This window comes from Nocardioides cavernaquae, assembly GCF_003600895.1.
Classification (GTDB): Bacteria; Actinomycetota; Actinomycetes; order Propionibacteriales; family Nocardioidaceae; genus Nocardioides; species Nocardioides cavernaquae.
The window spans coordinates 2,118,153-2,135,977 of record NZ_QYRP01000002.1; the positions used below are offsets into that span (position 1 = coordinate 2,118,153).

General features: G+C 69.7%; 19 protein-coding genes. 7 read left to right on the top strand and 12 right to left on the bottom strand.

Features of this window, described 5'->3' with window-relative positions:
* The first annotated feature begins 144 nt into the window (after positions 1-144).
* The 3 genes from D4739_RS10280 to eutC are packed head-to-tail and all read left to right on the top strand — an operon-like array spanning position 145 to position 3,889.
* Entirely contained in the window at positions 145-1,659 is a 1,515-nt protein-coding gene (locus D4739_RS10280; protein ID WP_120060533.1) for an amino acid permease, read from the top strand.
* On the top strand, positions 1,659-3,080 hold the full coding sequence (locus D4739_RS10285; protein WP_120060534.1) for an ethanolamine ammonia-lyase subunit EutB: 1,422 nt from the start codon (positions 1,659-1,661) through the stop codon (positions 3,078-3,080). The genes D4739_RS10280 and D4739_RS10285 overlap by 1 nt, the downstream gene beginning before the upstream one ends.
* A complete protein-coding gene (gene eutC / locus D4739_RS10290; RefSeq protein ID WP_120060535.1) occupies positions 3,077-3,889 on the top strand; it encodes an ethanolamine ammonia-lyase subunit EutC in 813 nt (270 codons plus the stop codon). Before D4739_RS10285 ends, eutC begins: the two co-directional genes overlap by 4 nt.
* Before the next feature lie 10 nt (positions 3,890-3,899).
* Here the strand turns inward: eutC and D4739_RS10295 are convergent, their stop codons facing one another.
* Positions 3,900-4,865 carry a phosphotransferase enzyme family protein gene (locus D4739_RS10295; RefSeq protein WP_182920371.1) on the bottom strand — a complete coding sequence of 322 codons (966 nt, stop codon included), beginning with the start codon at positions 4,863-4,865 and terminating at the stop codon, positions 3,900-3,902.
* A 203-nt stretch (positions 4,866-5,068) separates the two neighbouring features.
* Here D4739_RS10295 and D4739_RS10300 point away from each other — a divergent pair, with 203 nt between their 5' ends.
* Positions 5,069-5,848, top strand: a complete 780-nt coding sequence (locus D4739_RS10300) for a GntR family transcriptional regulator (RefSeq protein ID WP_120060537.1) — start codon at positions 5,069-5,071, stop codon at positions 5,846-5,848.
* 46 nt (positions 5,849-5,894) lie between these two features.
* Here D4739_RS10300 and D4739_RS10305 read toward each other — a convergent pair whose 3' ends face one another.
* Entirely contained in the window at positions 5,895-6,470 is a 576-nt protein-coding gene (locus D4739_RS10305; RefSeq protein ID WP_182920372.1) for a TetR/AcrR family transcriptional regulator, read from the bottom strand.
* Between the two features lie 7 nt (positions 6,471-6,477).
* Entirely contained in the window at positions 6,478-7,746 is a 1,269-nt protein-coding gene (locus D4739_RS10310) for an NADH:flavin oxidoreductase/NADH oxidase family protein (protein ID WP_120060539.1), read from the bottom strand.
* A gap of 68 nt (positions 7,747-7,814) precedes the next feature.
* On the opposite strand from D4739_RS10310, the gene D4739_RS10315 reads away from it, so the two are divergent.
* The gene (locus tag D4739_RS10315) at positions 7,815-8,270 is read left to right on the top strand and encodes a nuclear transport factor 2 family protein (RefSeq protein WP_238473604.1); all 456 of its coding nucleotides are present in this window, start codon (positions 7,815-7,817) and stop codon (positions 8,268-8,270) included.
* A 26-nt stretch (positions 8,271-8,296) separates the two neighbouring features.
* On the opposite strand, the gene D4739_RS10320 is transcribed toward D4739_RS10315, so the two are convergent.
* The 5 genes from D4739_RS10320 to D4739_RS10340 form a co-directional block, all read right to left on the bottom strand.
* Positions 8,297-9,229 (bottom strand): EamA family transporter, encoded by a 933-nt coding sequence (locus D4739_RS10320; RefSeq protein WP_238473605.1) that lies wholly within the window; start codon positions 9,227-9,229, stop codon positions 8,297-8,299.
* Entirely contained in the window at positions 9,226-9,810 is a 585-nt protein-coding gene (locus tag D4739_RS10325) for a helix-turn-helix domain-containing protein (RefSeq protein WP_120060540.1), read from the bottom strand. Before D4739_RS10325 ends, D4739_RS10320 begins: the two co-directional genes overlap by 4 nt.
* A 49-nt stretch (positions 9,811-9,859) precedes the next feature.
* Positions 9,860-10,306: a hypothetical protein gene (locus D4739_RS10330; RefSeq protein WP_120060541.1), complete on the bottom strand. Its 447-nt coding sequence runs from the start codon at positions 10,304-10,306 to the stop codon at positions 9,860-9,862.
* A gap of 100 nt (positions 10,307-10,406) precedes the next feature.
* Complete coding sequence (locus D4739_RS10335; protein ID WP_120060542.1) at positions 10,407-11,624, bottom strand: MFS transporter; 1,218 nt, start codon at positions 11,622-11,624, stop codon at positions 10,407-10,409.
* Positions 11,621-12,079: a MarR family winged helix-turn-helix transcriptional regulator gene (locus D4739_RS10340; protein WP_120060543.1), complete on the bottom strand. Its 459-nt coding sequence runs from the start codon at positions 12,077-12,079 to the stop codon at positions 11,621-11,623. The genes D4739_RS10335 and D4739_RS10340 overlap by 4 nt, the downstream gene beginning before the upstream one ends.
* Positions 12,080-12,202: 123 nt before the next feature.
* On the opposite strand from D4739_RS10340, the gene D4739_RS10345 reads away from it, so the two are divergent.
* Together D4739_RS10345 and D4739_RS10350 are read left to right on the top strand one after the other, a co-directional pair.
* Positions 12,203-13,393 (top strand): MFS transporter, encoded by a 1,191-nt coding sequence (locus tag D4739_RS10345; RefSeq protein ID WP_120060544.1) that lies wholly within the window; start codon positions 12,203-12,205, stop codon positions 13,391-13,393.
* Positions 13,394-13,436: 43 nt separating this feature from the next.
* Positions 13,437-14,270 carry an aldo/keto reductase gene (locus D4739_RS10350; protein ID WP_120060545.1) on the top strand — a complete coding sequence of 278 codons (834 nt, stop codon included), beginning with the start codon at positions 13,437-13,439 and terminating at the stop codon, positions 14,268-14,270.
* On the opposite strand, the gene D4739_RS10355 is transcribed toward D4739_RS10350, so the two are convergent.
* From D4739_RS10355 to D4739_RS10370, 4 genes are read right to left on the bottom strand one after another with little or no spacing between them, the layout of a single operon-like run.
* Complete coding sequence (locus D4739_RS10355) at positions 14,267-15,061, bottom strand: ABC transporter permease (protein ID WP_147384877.1); 795 nt, start codon at positions 15,059-15,061, stop codon at positions 14,267-14,269. The two genes, D4739_RS10350 and D4739_RS10355, sit on opposite strands and share 4 nt — an antisense overlap.
* Positions 15,061-15,879, bottom strand: coding sequence for an ABC transporter permease (locus D4739_RS10360; RefSeq protein ID WP_120060547.1), 819 nt, complete (start codon positions 15,877-15,879; stop codon positions 15,061-15,063). The genes D4739_RS10355 and D4739_RS10360 overlap by 1 nt, the downstream gene beginning before the upstream one ends.
* Positions 15,879-16,700, bottom strand: coding sequence for an ABC transporter ATP-binding protein (locus tag D4739_RS10365; RefSeq protein WP_120060548.1), 822 nt, complete (start codon positions 16,698-16,700; stop codon positions 15,879-15,881). Before D4739_RS10365 ends, D4739_RS10360 begins: the two co-directional genes overlap by 1 nt.
* A complete protein-coding gene (locus D4739_RS10370) occupies positions 16,697-17,746 on the bottom strand; it encodes an ABC transporter substrate-binding protein (RefSeq protein WP_120060549.1) in 1,050 nt (349 codons plus the stop codon). The genes D4739_RS10365 and D4739_RS10370 overlap by 4 nt, the downstream gene beginning before the upstream one ends.
* Between the last annotated feature and the right edge of the window lie 79 nt (positions 17,747-17,825).

A 17,825-nucleotide genomic window follows, 5' to 3' on the forward strand; every position in this document is an offset into this window, starting at 1 on the left:
GGATACCGAAACAGGCCGTTTACGCAGGGGCGGTTGCCGGGGCTCGCGAACTTCCAGACTGGATGACGTACCAGGGACGCCGCCGGCGTGCCGATCCACGCGCCGAATCCACGATGCGAGCGCCCCAGCAAAGGAAGAACCCACGTGTCCGAGACCAGATCAGCGGGCGTGACCTACACGCGACCCGACGACGAGTACTTCGAGAAGCGGACGCTCAAGCGGAGCGCAGGAGTGTGGGGCCTGTGGGGCCTGGCAGTCGCCGCCGTCATCTCGGGTGACTTCTCCGGTTGGAACTTCGGCGTCGACTTCGCCGGCTTCGGCGGCATGCTGGTCGCCTTCGCGCTGCTGACCGTCATGTACTACGGCATCACGTTCTCCATCGGCGAGATGGCGGCCGCGATGCCCCACAGCGGAGGCGCGTACTCGTTCGCGCGTTCGGCGCTGGGCCCCTGGGGCGGTCTGGCGACCGGACTCAGCGAGACGATCGAGTACGTCGCCACGACGGCCGTCGTCGTCTACTTCTCCGCGTCGTACGCGGACGGGGTGACCGGCGAGCTCCTCGGCCTCCACCTGCCCGGACCGGTCTGGTGGGCCGTTCTCTATGCGACGTTCATCCTTCTGAACACAGCTGGTGCGCACGTGTCGTTCAACGTTGCGATCGCCCTGTCGATCATCAGCATCGCGATCATCGGAGTCTTCTCGCTGATGGCAGTCGTCAGCGGCGCGTTCTCGGTCTCGTCGCTCTGGAACATCGCAGCCGACGGCAGCTTCGGCGCTTCGTCGTTCCTCCCGCACGGGGTCTATCCGATCCTGTTCGCGCTGCCCTTCGCGATGTGGTTCTTCCTCGGCATCGAGGAGCTGCCGCTCGCGGCGGAGGAGTCCCACAACCCGGTCCGGGACATCCCGCGAGCCGGTCTGTGGGCGCGCGGCACCCTGATCGTCACCGGCCTTCTCATCCTCGTCCTCAACACGGGCGTGCTCGGCGCGGAGGACACGGCGACGTCGCTCGAACCGCTCCTGGACGGCTTCCGTGTCATCGTCGGCGACACGGCCGCGGCCGCCCTCGCGCTGGTCGCGCTGATCGGACTGCTCGCTTCCCTGATGGGGATCATGTTCGCCTACGGCCGCAACATGTACTCGCTCTCCCGCGCCGGCTACTACCCGAAGGTCCTGTCGCTGACCGGTCGCAGTCAGACCCCGACCGTCGCCCTCATCGCCGGCGCCGTGATCGGCTACGCCGCCCTCGTCATCGTCGATGCCGCCGGGGGCTCGTCCAGTCCTGCCGGTGCGATCGTCCTGAACATCGCCACGTGGGGTGCGGTCGGTGCCTACGCGCTCCAGATGGTCTCGTTCATCGTGCTGCGCAAGAAGTTCCCGCTGGCCGAGCGGCCCTACGTGAGCCCGTGGGGCCTGGCCGGTGCCTGGTCGGCGCTGGCCATCTCGGCGGCGGTGTTCTTCGGCTTCCTGCTGAACCCGACCTTCCTGCCGGCGATCCTCGCGATCATCGTGGTCTACGTGTTGATCTTCGTCGTGTTCGCCATCTGGGGGCGGCACAACCTGATCATGTCGCCCGAGGAGGAGTACGCGCTCAACGGTGGGCTGCACGCTCGGGTCGACGCCGCGATCGACGCACCCGCTGGCAGCGTCGAGTTCAGCTGATGGTCTTCCGCCACACCCTGCGGGGGCGTACCTACCAGTTCGGGTCGCTCGCCGTGCTCATGGGCAAGGCATCGCCGCTGCGCTCCGGTGACCAGCTCGCCGGATGCGCGGCGGCGACCGCCGAGGAGCGGGTCGCCGCGGCGTACGCTCTGGCGGACGTGCCGCTCCGCCAGTTCCTGACCGAGGTCGTCGTCCCCTACGAGCAGGACGAGGTCACCCGGCTGATCCAGGACGGGCACGACGCGGTGGCGTTCGCCCCGATCGCGTCGCTCACGGTCGGCGAGCTCCGGGAGCACCTGCTGGGGCTGACGCTGCTGGCGGACTGCGCGGAGCGGCTCCGTCAGCTGGCTCCCGGCCTGACGCCCGAGATGGTCGCGGCTGTCTCGAAGATCATGAGCAACCAGGACCTGATCCAGGTGGCTGCCAGCGCCGAGGTCATCACCGGCTTCCGTACGACGATCGGCGGCCGCGGGCGTCTCGCGACGCGGCTCCAGCCCAATCACCCGACCGACGATCCGACCGGGGTCAGCGCGGCGATCCTGGACGGCCTGCTGATGGGATGCGGAGACGCGGTCATCGGCATCAACCCCGCATCGGACTCGCTCCGTAACGCCACCGACCTGCTCGTCCTGATCGACGAGGCCCGCACCCGCTACGACATCCCCGTGCAGTCCTGCGTCCTCACGCACGTCACCTCGACGATCCAGCTGATCGAGGCCGGCGCACCGGTCGACCTGGTCTTCCAGTCGATTGCGGGGACGCAAGGCGCCAACGCGGCGTTCGGCGTCGATCTCGCCGTGCTCCGCGAGGCCAACGAGGCAGGACGGTCCCTGGGGCGCGGCACGGTGGGGAACAACGTGATGTACCTCGAGACGGGTCAGGGGTCGGCGCTCTCCGCAGGGGCGCATCTCGGCGTCGGTGGCGTCCCGATCGACCAGCAGACGCTGGAAGCGCGGGCCTATGCGGTCGCCCGGGACCTCGATCCGCTGCTGGTGAACACCGTTGTCGGCTTCATCGGTCCCGAGTACCTCTACGACGGGAAGCAGATCATCCGCGCGGGCCTGGAGGACCACTTCTGCGGCAAGGTGCTCGGCCTGCCGATGGGCGTCGACGTGTGCTACACCAACCACGCAGACGCCGACAGCGACGACATGGGCACGTTGCTGACGCTCCTGTGCGTAGCCGGCTGCAACTTCGTGATCGCGGTCCCGGGCGCGGACGACGTCATGCTGGGCTACCAGAGCCTTGCCTTCCACGACGTCCTGTACGCCCGCCAGACCCTGGGGCTGCGGCCGGCGCCCGAGTTCGACGCCTGGCTCGCCTCGGTCGACATGCTGGACGAGCGTGGTCGCGTGTCGCCGGCCAGCCTGGAGTCGTCGGTGCTGCGTACGATCGCTGGACCCGTGGAGGTCGTCCGATGACACCGAGTCCTTCGATCTCTCCGTCCGACGACCCGTGGGCGCTGCTGCGGTCGACCACCCAGGCACGCATCGGCCTCGGGCACTCGGGGCACGCGATGCCGACGGCGCATGTCCTCGCCTTCCGGGCGGACCACGCCGCCGCGCGCGACGCCGTGCACGCCGAGCTCGACCTCGATGCCCTGGCGGCCTCGCTCCGTGCGGGCTCGGGACCCGGCCGGCACAGCAACGAGCCGATCGTGGAGGTCGCGAGCCGCGCGACGTCGCGTGGTGAGTACCTCCGGCGCCCGGACCTGGGCCGTCGCCTCCGTGCGGACGACGTCGACCGTTTGCGGACCATCCGTGCCGGGGCGCCCAGCGAGCGCGACCCGGACCTGTCCATCGTGTTGTGCGACGGCCTGTCGTCGACCGCGGTGGCGACGCACGCCGCGCCGTTCCTGCGGGCGGTCGAGCGGGCACTCGGTCCCGGAGTCGAGCTCGGGCCCCTCGTCGTGGCCACCCAGGCGCGGGTGGCCCTGGGCGACGAGGTCGGAGGGGCGCTCGGCTCCCGCGCCGTGCTCGTCCTGATCGGGGAGCGCCCCGGCCTGTCGGTGCCCGACAGCCTCGGTGCCTACCTCACGTTCAACCCCGAGGTCGGCCGTCTGGACTCCGAGCGGAACTGCGTGTCCAACATCCGCCCGCCGCACGGCCTGTCGTACGACGCTGCGGCGCGCACGATCGCGGCACTGTTCGGCGCGGCCCGGGCGCTGGGTCGCACGGGCGTCGACCTCAAGGACCCGACGGAGCTGGACCCGGGGAAGGCGCTCGCCTGAGGGTGAGCCCTCAGCTGGTCAGCCACGCACGGTCGGTCAGGTACCTGTCGGCCACGGTCACGGCACCGGAGACGATCTCGTCGCGCAGGTCGGTCGGGATCGCACCGAGATCGTGCGTGGTCGACCAGCCGAGCATGGTGAGGCGCCGGATCATGGTGAGGCTGCCGATGAGCGCCTCGTCGGCGCTGCTGAGCGGGGCAACCGACCGATAGCCCTCGCACCATGCGGACAGCATGTCGCTGGCTTCGGGAAGGTGCTCGTAGAACGACAGGGCCGCGGCGGCGTCGTACAGGTAGTACCCATGGCCGCAGTCGTCGAAGTCGATCACGTGGACCTCGACGCCGTCGGCGAGCACGTTGCTGGGCCGGAGGTCGCCGTGGATCAGCCCGAAGTCGGCCGGGCCGGTGGTGAGGCCGGCCCGGACGTGATCGACGGCGGCACTCTCGGCGCGGCGCAGGAGATCGTACTCGGTGCCGCCCAAGTCCGCCAGCTGCCAGCGACCCCAGCGCGCCTCCGGCCCGATGAGAGCGTCGAGCCCCCAGCCGAACCGGCGGAAGTGCGCGGGCGGCTCCCACCCCCGCGCGTGACGGTGCATCTCCGCCGTGATGCGCCCCAGCTCAGGGTAGAACCGCTGCGGTCGGGGCTGGCTCTCCAGCGTGGACCCGCTCACGAACTCGAAGGCGACGGCGAGCCAGGCCACTCCGTCGGGATCGCGAAGGGTCTGGATCTGGTCGCCGTCGGCACCGGGAACCGACCGGGGGGTCCTGAGGCCGATCTCGCGGTGGAGTGCCGCCGACCAGCAGAGCTCGGACCGGAGGTGCGTGGCGTCGTCGGAATACCCTGGGCGCGCGACGCGGATGACCATGGTCGGCACATCGAGCAGCTCGACGACGTAGGTGGCGTTCTCGGACACCACGAGCAGCCGGATCGCCGCATTGTCGGGCAGGGCCCAGGCGGCCCGAAGTGCCTCGCTCATCCATGAGTGCGTCGATCGGTCCGGTGCGACAGCGATCGCCTGAGGCGTGCGGGAACGGGACACTGCTCGCACGACGCCTCCTTCGAACTCGACGCTTCCGACCACCCGTCGGCAAGGAGATTCGATCATCCGTAACGAGCCATGTCGTTTCCGTCGCGTTACGCCACACGAACGACGCGCCCTGAGTCGTACGATGACCGACCATGAGCCATCGCCCCAGTGACCCGGACCACGCGGGTGGCGACGAGCGCGTGAGCGCCGCTACCGCGGCGATCATCGCCCGGGTACGCCAGTTGGCACGTGCCAACGAGCTGCTTCCCGGGGAGCGGTTGGGGTCGGAGCGTGCTCTCGCCGAGTCGCTGTCCGTCGCACGATCGGCCCTTCGCAGCGCCCTCGAGTACCTCGAGCAACGAGGCGAGATCCGGCGCGCGATGGGGCGCTCAGGCGGAGTTTTCGTGAGCGATGGCCGGATCGAGCGGAACCTGAACACGATCCAGGGCGTCCCCGATCTGCTGCGCTACCAGGGCTTCACGTCGAGCACGGAGGTCATCCGTGCCGGGCTCGCGACGGCGGGCCCCGCGGAGCGGCGTCACCTGCAGCTGCGGGAGGGAGCGAGCGTGATCAGGCTCCTGCGGCGCAGGGATGCCGACGGGGTGCCGCTGTCCCTCGATGCGATGTCGCTGCCGGCTCAGCTCTTCCCCGGATGGCTGCAGCTGGACCTGACCTCGAGCGTCTACCAGCTGATGTCTGCCCATTACGGCGTGGAGGTCGCTCGGGCGGAGGAGTCGAGCGACGTGAGGGCGGCGTCCCCGGAGGAGGCTGCGATCCTCGGCATCGGGACGGGCGACCCACTCCTGCAGGTCTGGCGCACCACCTGGGATGCCGACGAGCGACCGGTGGAGTTCGCGCACGATCTCTTCAGGGCGGACCGCACGCGGATCACCATGCGGCGCTACGGCGCGAGGTGGAAGCGCGCGGACTGATCCGACGCGCCGGGCAGGAGGACCTCGACCAGGGCCTCGTGCCCGGTCAGGCGCGCGCCGCCTCGACGAGGGACACGAGCTGGGTGGCGACCAGCTCCATCGGCTCGCTCGACTTCCGGGCGAGGCTGAGGATCACGGCGCCCTCGATCGCGGCGAGGGCCAGTGTGGCCAGCGGTCGGGCTCGTTCGTCCGGGACGCCGTCGTTGGTGAGCATCCGGGTGAGGGTGTCGGTCCAGGTCGCGAAGGCATCCCCGGCGAGCTGGCGGGGGATCGGTTCGCTGGTCCCACCCAGGGCGGCTGCGGCGATCGGACATCCGGCGGTGTAGTCGCTGGCCTCGGCCTCCGCTCGCCAGAACTCGACCATCAGCGGGATGGCGTCCACGGAGGGAAGGGTGGCGAGGTACTCGATGCCCGCGGTGTACTCGTCGATGGCGCTCCTGACGGCGTCGGCGACCATCTCGGTCCGGCCACCGGGGAAGTAGTGGTACAGCGAACCCCGGGAACCGCCTGATGCCTTGACCACCTCGAGCATCGTCGTCCCGGGCACGCCGTTGCGCCGGATCAGGTCGCGGGTGGTGCGGACGATGCGGTCGCGGTTCTCGGGGTTCGCTGAGCGGGCCATGGCGGAGTCAGAGCCCCCGGCGGCCGACGCGGACGCTGTCGATCCCGTTGCGCACGAGGTACTGGACGACATTGATGGCCGGGTGGCGGCGGGGCGCGGGCTCGCGGCCGTCGGCCATCCGCCACATCTGCACCGTGTACGCCGTGAGCTCGGTCAGGTTGTCGATCACCTTGATGCCGCTGCGCTTGGGAGTGACGGTGCTCCTTGTGATCGTTCCATCGAGGAGCTGGCCCGGGACGTCGGGCTCGACGGCCAGCGGACGGCCGAGGCCGACCAGGTCGACCGCGCCCGAGGCGATCGCGTCGTTCATGCTCTCGACGGACCGGAAGCCGCCGGTGAGCATCAGCGGCAGGTCGGGGAGCTCGGCCCGCACCCGCTCGGCGTAGTCGAGGAAGTAGGCCTCCCGGCGACGCGTGCTCTCCTTCAGCGACGGGTCGACCCCGAGCATCGCGGCGGAGGAGTAGGTGCCGCCGGAGATCTCCAGCAGGTCGATGCCTTCCGCTGCCAGCGCTCGCACGACCTCGAGCGACTCGTCCTCACTGAACCCGCCTCGCTGGAAGTCCGCGGAGTTGAGCTTGATCGCGAGGGCGGCATCCGGGCCGATCTCGGCGCGGATGGCGCGCACGATCTCGATCACGAAGCGGCGCCGCTTCTCCGGCGTACCTCCCCATGCGTCGGTGCGGTGGTTGGCGAGCGGGGAGAGGAACTGGCTGACGAGGTAGCCGTGGGCGCCGTGGATCTGGACCCCGTCGAACCCGGCGCGGACCAGCACGCCCGCGGTGGTGGCGAACCGCCGGATGATGTCCTCGATCTCGTCGTGCGTGAGCTCGCGAGGTTCGGCGAACATGCCTGCCGTGCCAGTGAGGGCGACCGCCGAGGGGGCAACCGGCTGAGGTGTGAGTGTGCGAGGCGCCTGGCGACCGGGGTGGTTGATCTGCGCCCACGCGGTAGCGCCACCTGAGTTGATGATCTGCGCCCACTCGACGAGGTCATCGAACGCCCGGTCGTCCTCGACGACGACGTTGCCCGGCTCGCCGATCGCGCGGCGGTCGACCATGACGTTGCCGGTGATGACCAGGCCGAGGCCGTTGTCGGCCCAGCGGCGGTAGAGGTTCTTGATCCGCGTGCCGGGCGTGTGGTCGCGGCGCGCCAGGCTCTCGCTGAGGGCGCCCTTCGCCAGGCGGTTCTTGATGACGATGCCGTCGCGCAGCGTGAAGGGCTGGCTCAGTGCGTCGACATCGCTGGCCGTCAGAGTGGGGCGGGTGGCGTTGGGCATGGCAGGGCTCCATCAGTGGTTGGTGCGATAACTATGCACCTATGCATAGTTATCGCACAAGGCTCGCGATGCGTGATGTGGATCGCTGCCCGGCCGTGGTCCCGGAGGGCAAGGCGTGGCAGGGTTCGGGCATGAAGCGCTTTCGTGAGGCCGTCGAGGCCCGTGACCTCGGGTCGGTGGCTGACCTGCTTGCCGACAACGTCGTGTTCACCAGTCCTGTGGCCCACAAGCCCTACGAGGGCAAGGCGATCACCGCGGCGATCCTCCAGACCGTGATCGAGGTGTTCGAGGACTTCCGCTACGTGCGCGAGCTCGAGAGCACCGACGGTGCCGACAGTGCGCTGGTCTTCGAGGCGCGGGTGGGCGACAAGGCGATCACCGGATGCGATTTCATCCACGTCGACGACGACGGGCGCATCGACCAGTTCATGGTGATGGTGCGACCGTTGAGCGCGGCGCAGGCGCTGGCTGCAGCCATGGGGGAGCGGTTCGACGACATCGTGAAGCGCGCCGGCCTGGGCTGACTCGATGGGGCAGGTCGCGCGCCGGATCAGCTCGTGGTGCGCGTGACTAGCTCGGTGGGCTCCTTCCCGATCGCGATCGGCGGGGACCCGACGACGGGCTCGTCTGTCGGCGTACGTCGGCCGACTCGCTGGGCACCTGCTCCTGCCGCCACCACGAGCGCGATCCCGACCAGCTGGAACGCGGCGGGCGTCTGGTGGAGGACCATCGCCCCGAGCAGCACGCCGAACGCCGGCTCGAGCGCCATCAGCGTCCCGAACGCCGTCGGTGTCATGTGGCGAAGTGCGACCATCTCGCACACGAACGGCAGCACGGGCATGAGGAGCGCCAGCCCGAGCGCGGTCAGCAGGACCTGGCCGCTGAGGTGACCGTGGGCCTGGGGGATGCCGGCCACCGCCGCGGTGAGTGCCGCGACCGGGATGGTGAGCGAGAGCCCCGTCGTGCCGGCGTACCGGTCGCCGATGCGCTGCGTCAGCAGGATGTACGTCGCCCAGCCGACGCCGGCGAGCCCGGCGAAGGCGAGGCCGGCGGTGTTGATCTCGCCGGTCCACGGTCGCGTCATCAGCACGACTCCGACGACGGCGAGGGCGGGCCAGGCGAGGGCGCTGCGGGCATGGGCGCGCCATGCGGCGACGGCGAGAGGGCCGAGGAACTCGACGGCGACGGCGGTGCCGAGCGGGATGCGCTCGATGGCGGCGAGGAAGAAGACGGTCATCAGTCCGGTCGCCACACCGAGTACCAGGATCCACGGCACCTCTGGGCGCCGCAGCGACCGAAGCGGCGGACGCGCGATCGCGACGAAGATGACCGCGCCCATGCTCAACCGGAGCCACGCAGTGCCGGCCGGACCGACGGCGTCGATGAGGCCGACCGCGAGTGCCGAGCTCAGCTGGACGGAGAGCATGGCGGTGACGGCGACACTCCACGCCGGGACCGGCAGCGCGCCCGCGCGCGGGCTCACGACCGCCCGCCGACGTCAGGCTCGAAGACGCTCAGGCGGAATCGAGCGGCTCGCTTCCCGGCGTTGGCGTAGCTGTGGGGCACGTCGCCAGGGAACGAGATGGCGTCGCCCTTGCCCAGCGCGAAGGTCTCGCCGGCGATGTCGAGAGTGACCGTCCCGGTGTCGACCATGAGCAACTCCTTGGTGCCGGCCGCGTGTGCCTCGGCGCCGTGGGCCTCGCCGGGCTCGAGGGTCCAGTCCCAGAGCTCGACGACGTCGGGACGCTCCGTGCCCGCCACGAGTACGCCGCGGCCCCCGTTGTCGCCGGTCCACAGCACCGCACCAGTGCCGGCCCGGGTCACCTTCACCGCGGCGGGCTCCGGGGTCTCGACGAGCGCCGGTAGCCCGACGCCCAGAGCGTCGCTGAGTCGCAGGAGCGTGCCGACGCTCGGGTTGGCTGCTCCCTGCTCGACGTTGATGACCATCCGGCGGCTCAGGTCAGAGGCGGTCGCCAACTGGTCGAGGGTCCAGCTGCGGGCCTGGCGTTCCTTGCGGACGCGGGCGCCGATGGCTGTGGCGAGGGAGGAGGTGGCTGCATCCATAAGTGCAGGATAGTGCACTCAGAGTGCAAGGATGAAACCACCTCGACACTCAGCCCGCGGCGCGGGTGATCAGCTCGGTCAGCTTCATCTCGATCGCGGCATTCATCGCGGTCACGGCGTACACCGTCGGCCAGATGTCGCCGTCGTCGAGCTGGGCGAACTCGTTGAACCCGACCTCCGCATAGCGCACCTTGAACTTCGCGGCCGGCTTGAAGAAGACGATGACCTTGCCGTCGCGCGCGTAGGCAGGCATGCCGTACCAGGTCTTGGGCGCCAGGTCCGGCGCGACCGTGGTGACGATGCGGTGCAGCGTCTCGCCGACCGCCTTGTCGGTGCCGTCCATCTCGGCGAGCTTGGCCAGGCAGTCGGCCAGGTCGGCCTCCGCCTTCTTGGCGCCGGCGCCCCGCTTCGACGATGCCTTGAGCTCGGCGGTGCGTTCCTTCATCGCGGCGATCTCGTCCTCGCTGAGCCCCGCGTACGTTGACTTCTCGCTCATGGTCGTTCCTTCCCTCGTGTGTCGATGACTCGAGCGTAGGGAGGGGAGCCGCGTGATGACTTCTCCGATCCTGCTCGATCACCGGAGCGGGGTCGGCGGCTCAGGCGGGTGAGGTGTTGCGCAGGCCGAGGACCGCGGCCGCGACACAGGCCAGGGCGGCGGCTGCCGCGAACCACGGATAGATCGCCGCGAGCCCCCACTCGGTCGCCGCGGCGCCGGCCGCGATCGTCGGGAACGCCATCGCGGAGTAGGCCAGCAGGTAGTACGCCGACATGGTCTCGCCGCGACGGTCCGCCGGGACGACGTTGGAGAGGTGGCGCAACGAGCCGCCGAAGCTGAGGCCGAACGCTCCGCCGAGGGCCGCAGAGACCGCGAACACGGCGTACGGGTTGTGGCTGATCAGAGCGGGGATGGTCAGCAGGAGGGTGGCCGCCATGGCCACGTCCCCGATCAGTGCTGCGCGCCGCGCCTCGAGGTCGGTCACGACCATCTGGACCAGCGCTGCGGCGAAGGCCGACACCGCGACGACCGCACCGCCGAAGACGAGGTTGTGCACGCCGGTCCTGGCGGCGGCGAGGGTCGGGAACAGTGAGAGGAGCACGCCCAGCACGGACCACGAGGCCATCACGCCGAGGGCTGCGAACCAGAAGTCGGTCCGGATCTCGGCGGGGACCGACGGCTTTGCGATGCGCAACGGACCCGAGGTGCGGTCGGTGTGCGTCTCCCGGAGTGCCAGGACGCCGATGCCGATCGCGACCACGAGTGCGCCGATGACGACGAACGGCAGCCGGAGCGGGTACGGCGAGTACTGCGCGAGCAGCGAAGAGCAGAGGATCGCGAAGGTGATGCCGATGTTGAACGCCACGCCGCTGAGCTGACCCGTGCGACGGCCGTGGTCGGGCCGCAGGTCCATCAGTGCGGCGGCTCCGGCGACCACGATCGAACCGACGGCCGCGCCGTGCAGCGTCCGGGCGGCCAGCAGCATCCAGACGTTGCTGGCGAACAGGAAGATGACGAGTCCGACGACCAGCGTCACGGTCGCGGCGAGCAGGACCGGCTTGCGGCCGACTGAGTCCGAGATCGTGCCGGACACCAGGACCGCGCCGAGGGCTGCGAACGCGTAGACGGCGAAGACCACGGTCGTGGTGAGCGGGGTGAGGTGCCACTCGGACTGGTAGATCCCGTAGAGCGGGGCCGGCATGCCGGAGACGCCGAGCGCGATCCCGGTGAGGGTCAGGACCAGGCCGTAGGCCCATCGCTGGACCTCGGGGGAGTCTGCCAACGCGTCGACGGCGGGTGTGGCCGCTGCGCTCGTCACGGTGTGGTCGCGGGGAACGCAACCCCGTTGAGCGCCTGGACCACCGGCGCCAGCTCGGGCTGCTCGTCGGCGAGTACCAGCGCCCTGGCGAGCGCGTCGTCATGGAGGGGCCGCGCTGTGCGGTAGAGCTTGCGCCCTGCCGGGGTGAGCTCGGTGTAGATGCCGCGGCGGTCGTCGGCGCACAGGATGCGGGTGAGCAGTCCCCGGTCCTCGAGGCGGGTGACCAGGCGCGTGGTCGCGCTGGGGGAGAGGGCGGCAGCCCGGGCCAGCTGCTGCATGCGCATGTGCCAGCCGTCCTGGCGGCTGAGCGCGTCGATCACGGTGTACTCGACGACCGACAGCCCGGCCGCACCCGCGAGCGCACGCTCGAGCTCTGCCTCGATCAGGCCGTGCAGGGCTGCGAGGGTCCGCCAACCCTGGGCGCGGACCTCGAGCGCCTCGTCCGTGATACCCATCGGGCCTCCTTGCACGAAAGAACAGATCTTTGCTTGCGCTGGTTACTTGCGTGTGCAACGATAACTTTCATCACGCAACATCCAGCGTGTGCAACTACTCTCTCACATCCAGAGGAGAAACCCATGCCCCTCGGTCTGATCGCTCTCGCACTCGGGAGCTTCGGCATCGGGCTCACCGAGTTCGTCATCATGGGCCTGCTCCCGGAGGTCGCTGCTGACTACGGCGTCTCCGAGTCTGCGGCCGGCTGGCTGATCTCCGGCTACGCCCTGAGCGTGGTGGTCGGCGCCCTGGTCCTCACGGCGGCCACCACGCGCCTGGACCGCAAGAAGGTCCTGCTCGGCCTTGTCGTGCTCTTCATCGTCGGCAACGTGATCACCGCGGCCGCGCCGACCTACAGCATCGCCATGACCGGCCGCATCGTCGCGGCACTGTGCCACGGCGCCTTCTTCGGCATCGGCGCGGTCGTCGCTGCCGGCCTCGTCGCACCCGAGAAGAAGGCCGGTGCGGTCGCGATCATGTTCACCGGCCTCACCGCCGCCAACGTGCTCGGCGTCCCGTTCGGCACCTTCCTGGGCCAGCAGGCCGGCTGGCAGGCCACGTTCTGGGCGATCGCCGGCATCGGGGTCATCGCCCTGGTCGGCATCGCGCTCCTCGTCCCCGACCTCCGGACCGGCACCGAGGAGGTCAGCCTGCGCCGTGAGCTCGGCGCGTTCGCCTCCGGCCAGGTCTGGTTCTCGCTCGTGATCACGGTCCTCGCCTACGGCGGCATGTTCGGCGCCTTCACCTACATCGCCTACACGCTCACCGAGGTGTCCGGCTTCGCCTCGTCGACCGTCCCGTGGCTGCTGGTCCTCTTCGGCGCCGGCCTGGTCGTCGGCAACTGGGTCGGCGGTCGCCTGGCAGATCGCTCCATCGACGGAACGCTGATCGGCGTGGTCGCAGCACTCGTCGTCGTCCTCGCCGGGTTCGGGCTCGTGGCGGGCTCCCAGCCCGCGACCATCGTCGCGCTCTTCCTGATGGGCACGCTCGGGTTCGGCACCGTGCCGGCGCTGCAGAGCCGCGTCATGGCGTACGCCGGTCAGGCTCCGACGCTTGCGTCCGGTGCCAACATCGGAGCGTTCAACGCGGGCAACGCACTCGGCGCCTGGGCGGGCGGAGTCGGCATCTCTGCCGGCCTCGGCTACACCGCACCCATCTGGATCGGTGCGGGCATCACCGCGCTCGGCCTCGTGGTCGTGCTCATCGCGCGGACAGCAGCCACCAGCTCGCTCCGGACCGCAGCGGCCGCTGAACCGGCCGTCGCCACCGTCTGACCGTCCTCACCCCACTCCTGACCACCCGAAAGCAGGCAGAACCATGACCGTCCCCACTGTTCCGACCGTCACCCTCAACAACGGCGTCACGATGCCGCAGCTCGGCTTCGGCGTCTTCCAGGTGCCCGATGACGAGACCGCGGCTGCCGTGACCACCGCCCTCCAGGCCGGCTACCGCAGCATCGACACCGCCGCCATCTACGGCAATGAAGCAGGCGTCGGCCGCGCCATCGCCGACTCCGGCATCTCGCGGGAGGAGCTCTTCCTCACCTCGAAGGTGTGGAATGCCGACCAGGGCTACGACGCCACCCTTCGCGCGTACGACGCGTCCCTGGCGCTGCTCGGCACCGACCACCTCGACCTCTACCTGATCCACTGGCCCACTCCGAGGAAGGAGCTCTTCGTCGACACCTGGCGGGCGTTGGAGCAGATCTACGCCGACGGCCGCGTGCGCGCGATCGGGGTCTCCAACTTCGAGCCGGAGCACCTGCGCCAGGTCGTCGAGGCCGGCAGCGTCGTGCCCGCGGTGAACCAGGTCGAGCTGCACCCCGCCTTCCAGAACCGCGACGTGGCGGCCGCTGACGCGGCGCACGGGATCCTGACCGAGGCCTGGAGCCCGCTCGCCCAGGGCGCCGTCCTCGGCGAGGCGATGGTGACCGAGCTGGCCACCCGGCACGGCAAGACGCCCGCGCAGGTGATCCTGCGCTGGCACCTGCAGCAGGGCCGCATCGTGATCCCGAAGTCGGTCACCCCGTCGCGCATCGCGGAGAACATCGACCTCTTCGACTTCTCGCTGACCGACGAGGAGCTGGCAGCGATTGACTCACTCGAGAACGACGGCCGCACCGGCCCGCACCCGGACGAGTTCCACGGCTAGGACTCCGGGGCCAGCCCGAGCGCGTTCATCGTGAGCCGCTCAACCAGCTGGGCGGCGATGTAGAGCAGCACCGAGGTCAGCGTGGTCACCACCAGCAGCGCCCAGACCAGGTCGAACTGGTAGACCGCCAGCGCCTCGTTGACCGCCTTGCCGATGCTCGGTGGCGTCGTGAAGAACTCCGCGATCAGCGCGCCGGTGATCGCTCCGGGCACGGAGACCCGGATCGCCGCGAACACCGACGGCAGCGCCGAGGGGTAGGCCGCACGCAGGAGGACGTCGGAGGTCGTGCCGCCGTAGACCCGGATCACGTCCTCCATCTGCGCGCTGAGCGAACGCAGGCCGAACGAGATCGTCACCAGTGCGGGGAAGAAGACCACGATGCCGCTCATCACCGCGACGGTCGCGAAGCCGTTGCCGAACACGAGGGTGATGATCGGCGCGAGCGCGACGAGCGGGATCGTGCGCACCACCATGGCGGCGGGCATGGTGGCGGCCTCGACCCCCTTCGACAGGTAGGTCGCGGTGGCGACCGCTGAGGCAGCCGCGAGGCCCGCGACGAATCCGATGCCCGCGTCGAGCAGTGTCTGGCGCAGCGGCGCGAGCACGGCGCGGCGGTGCTCGGCGGCATCGGGCGTGCCGAAGAGGTAGTCCAGCACCTCGGCCGGACGACGCGTGACCAACGGGCTGACGTCGGAGACCTGGAGCAGCACCGTCCAGGCGACCAGGAGGCTGACCACCACGAAGGCCAGGTTGGCCGCGGGCCGGAGGGCGGGGCGGAGGGTGGCGATCATCAGGGCTGCCCCTTTGCCCACGGGGTGACGGTGCGCCCGATCAGGCCGATCAGCACGTAGGCCAGGCCGGAGACCAGCGCGCAGCTCAGTCCGAGGGTCCACGCCAGCGCGGTCTCGCGGTTGTTCTGTGCGAGGTAGAGCGACGGCCCCACTCCGACCTCGAGGTGCCGGTCGAACCACTCGCCCAGCAGTGCGCCGAGGTAGGCCGTCGGGGCTGCCAGCTGCAGAGTGCTGAAGATGGCGGGGAGCGCGGACACCACCCGCACCCGGAAGAACTGCTGGACCGAACCGCCGCCATAGACGCGCACGACGTCGAGGCTGGTGCGATCTGCCGACTGGAAGCCGACGACCGCACCGACGACGGTGGTGAAGACGACCAGGAGCGCGGCGAGGTCGACGGCTGTCTGGGAGATGCCGCCGACGGTCGGGATCTCGTGGCAGATGATCAGGATCGGCGCGAGGACCACGATCGGCACGCAGTAGGTGATCACCGAGAACTGCATGATCACCGGCTCCAGCCAGGGCACGAGCAGCACCACGGTCGCGAGTGCGAGCGCGATCCCCACGCCCCAGAGGTAGCCGATCGCCGCCTCGTGGAGCGTGATCGCGAAGATCCGCTCGTAGTAGCCGAAGCCCTGGTCGTGGAACTCGCGGACCACCGCGAGCGGCGTCGGAATGCCGTGACCCTTGAGCAGGAACGCTGCCGTCAGCCACCACAGCACGATCAAACCGGCGAGCGAAGCTGCACCCACCCCCGCGGTGCGCAGCTTCTCGGGGTCCGGCCGGAGCCTGCCTCGCAGTCCTGCCCTCCCTGCCATCACTCGTCCTCCGCGGCCGCGCCGCCGGTGCCGAAGAGGAGCTCGCTCGCGTGGTCGTGGAGCGCGTGGAACTCCGGCGTGCGCAGCATGTCCGGCGTGCGTGGTCGGGGGAGGTCGACGTCGATGACCTCCTGCACGCGACCCGGCCGGGCGCTCATGACCGCGACCTTGTCGGAGAGGAAGATCGCCTCAGAGATGCCGTGGGTGACCATCAGCGTGGTGGCCGGCTTCTCGGTCCAGATCCGCAGCAGCTCCAGGTTGAGACGCTGCCGGGTCATGTCGTCGAGCGCGCCGAACGGCTCGTCGAGGAGGAGGACCGACGGCCGCACCACCAGCGCGCGGGCAATGGAGACACGCTGCCGCATGCCGCCGGAGAGGTGCGCCGGCTTGGCCTTCTCGAAGCCCTCGAGTCCGACGAGCTTGATCAGCTCCTGAACCAGGCCGGCATCGGCGGAACGTCCCGACACCTGGAAGGGCAGGCGGATGTTGGACTCCACGCTGCGCCACGGGAGAAGGGCCGAGTCCTGGAAGGCGATGCCCAGCGCGTTGTCCTGACGCAGCTCTGCCGGCGTCCTCCCGTTGACCAGCGCCGTGCCCGAGGTCGGTTCCTCGAGCCCGGCCAGGATCCGGAGGATCGTCGACTTGCCGCAGCCCGAGGGTCCGAGCAACGACAGGAAGCTGCCCTCGTCGGTGAAGAGCGTGGCGTCCTGCAGTGCGGTCACCTTGCGGCGGCCGCTGGTGAAGGTCTTGGTCAGCTCGTGGACCCTGACGCCGGTGCCGGTGGAACCCGGCACCGGCGTCAGGTCGGTGGAGATCGTCACTTGAGGCCCGGCTCCTCGGCGTACAGCTCGTCGAGCAGCGACATGTCGAAGAGGTCGTCGGCGGTGATGTCGATGCCGGCTGCCTTGATCGAGGCGATGTTGGCCGCGATCATCTCGGCGCTGATCGTGAAGAGGCCGTTGGCCGCGGTCTCGTCGCTGTTCACGAGGAGCTCGCACTGCTGCTTGGACTGGGCGATCTCCTTGTCCAGCTCCAGCGGCGGGTCGATCTCCTTGCCGTACTTGTTGATCGCGAGCTCGGCGCCGGCCTTGTAGCCCGCCTCGCCGTCGCAGGCGTCCTTCCAGCCGAGGATGTCGGCCTTCAGGAACGCCTTCACCTTGTCCGGGTGATCGGCGATCATCGCGTCCGTCGTGGTGATCGTCTCCGCCACGAACGGCAAGCCGTTGTCGGCGAACATCATGTCGACCGTGTCGAAACCGTGGCCCTTGACCAGCAGGGACTCGTTGGTCGCGTAGGCGACCAGGCCGTCGATCTCGCCGTCCTCGAGCGGCGCGACGTCGAAGCCGTTCGGCACGATGGTGATGTCGCAGGTCAGCTTGTTGGCCGCCACCAGGGCCTTGAAGAGCGAGAGGTTCGGGTCGGCGACACCGATCTTCTTGCCGCACATGTCCTGGGGCGTCACGATGTTGCCCTTGTCCTTGCGCGACAGGATCGTGAACGGGTTCTTCTGGTACGTCGCGCCGACGATCTTCAGCGGGAACTTCGAGTTCGCGATCGCGGAGGCGACCGAGACCGCGTTGCTCATGCCGAAGTCCGCCTTGCCGGTGGCGACGATCGCCTCCTGGGCGACCGGGCCGGAGAGGAATTCGACACTGGAGAACCCGGCGTCCTTGAAGTAGCCGTTGGAGTCGGCGAGGAACTCGCCGGCGAACTCGGCGTTCTTGATCCAGGAGAACTGGACGCTGACCTTGCCCAGGCCCTCGGTGCTGTCGGTCGTCTCGGGAGTGTCCGAACCGCACGCCGTGAGTGCGGCGGAGGAGGCGAGCAGGAGTCCGGCGGCAATCGCGCCGTGCTTGCGGATGTTCATGGAGGCCTTTCCACAGGTTCGGCCGGCCCGAGGCACGGCTCTCGACGTCTGCGGTGGACGCTAGGCGCGCCCGATTTCG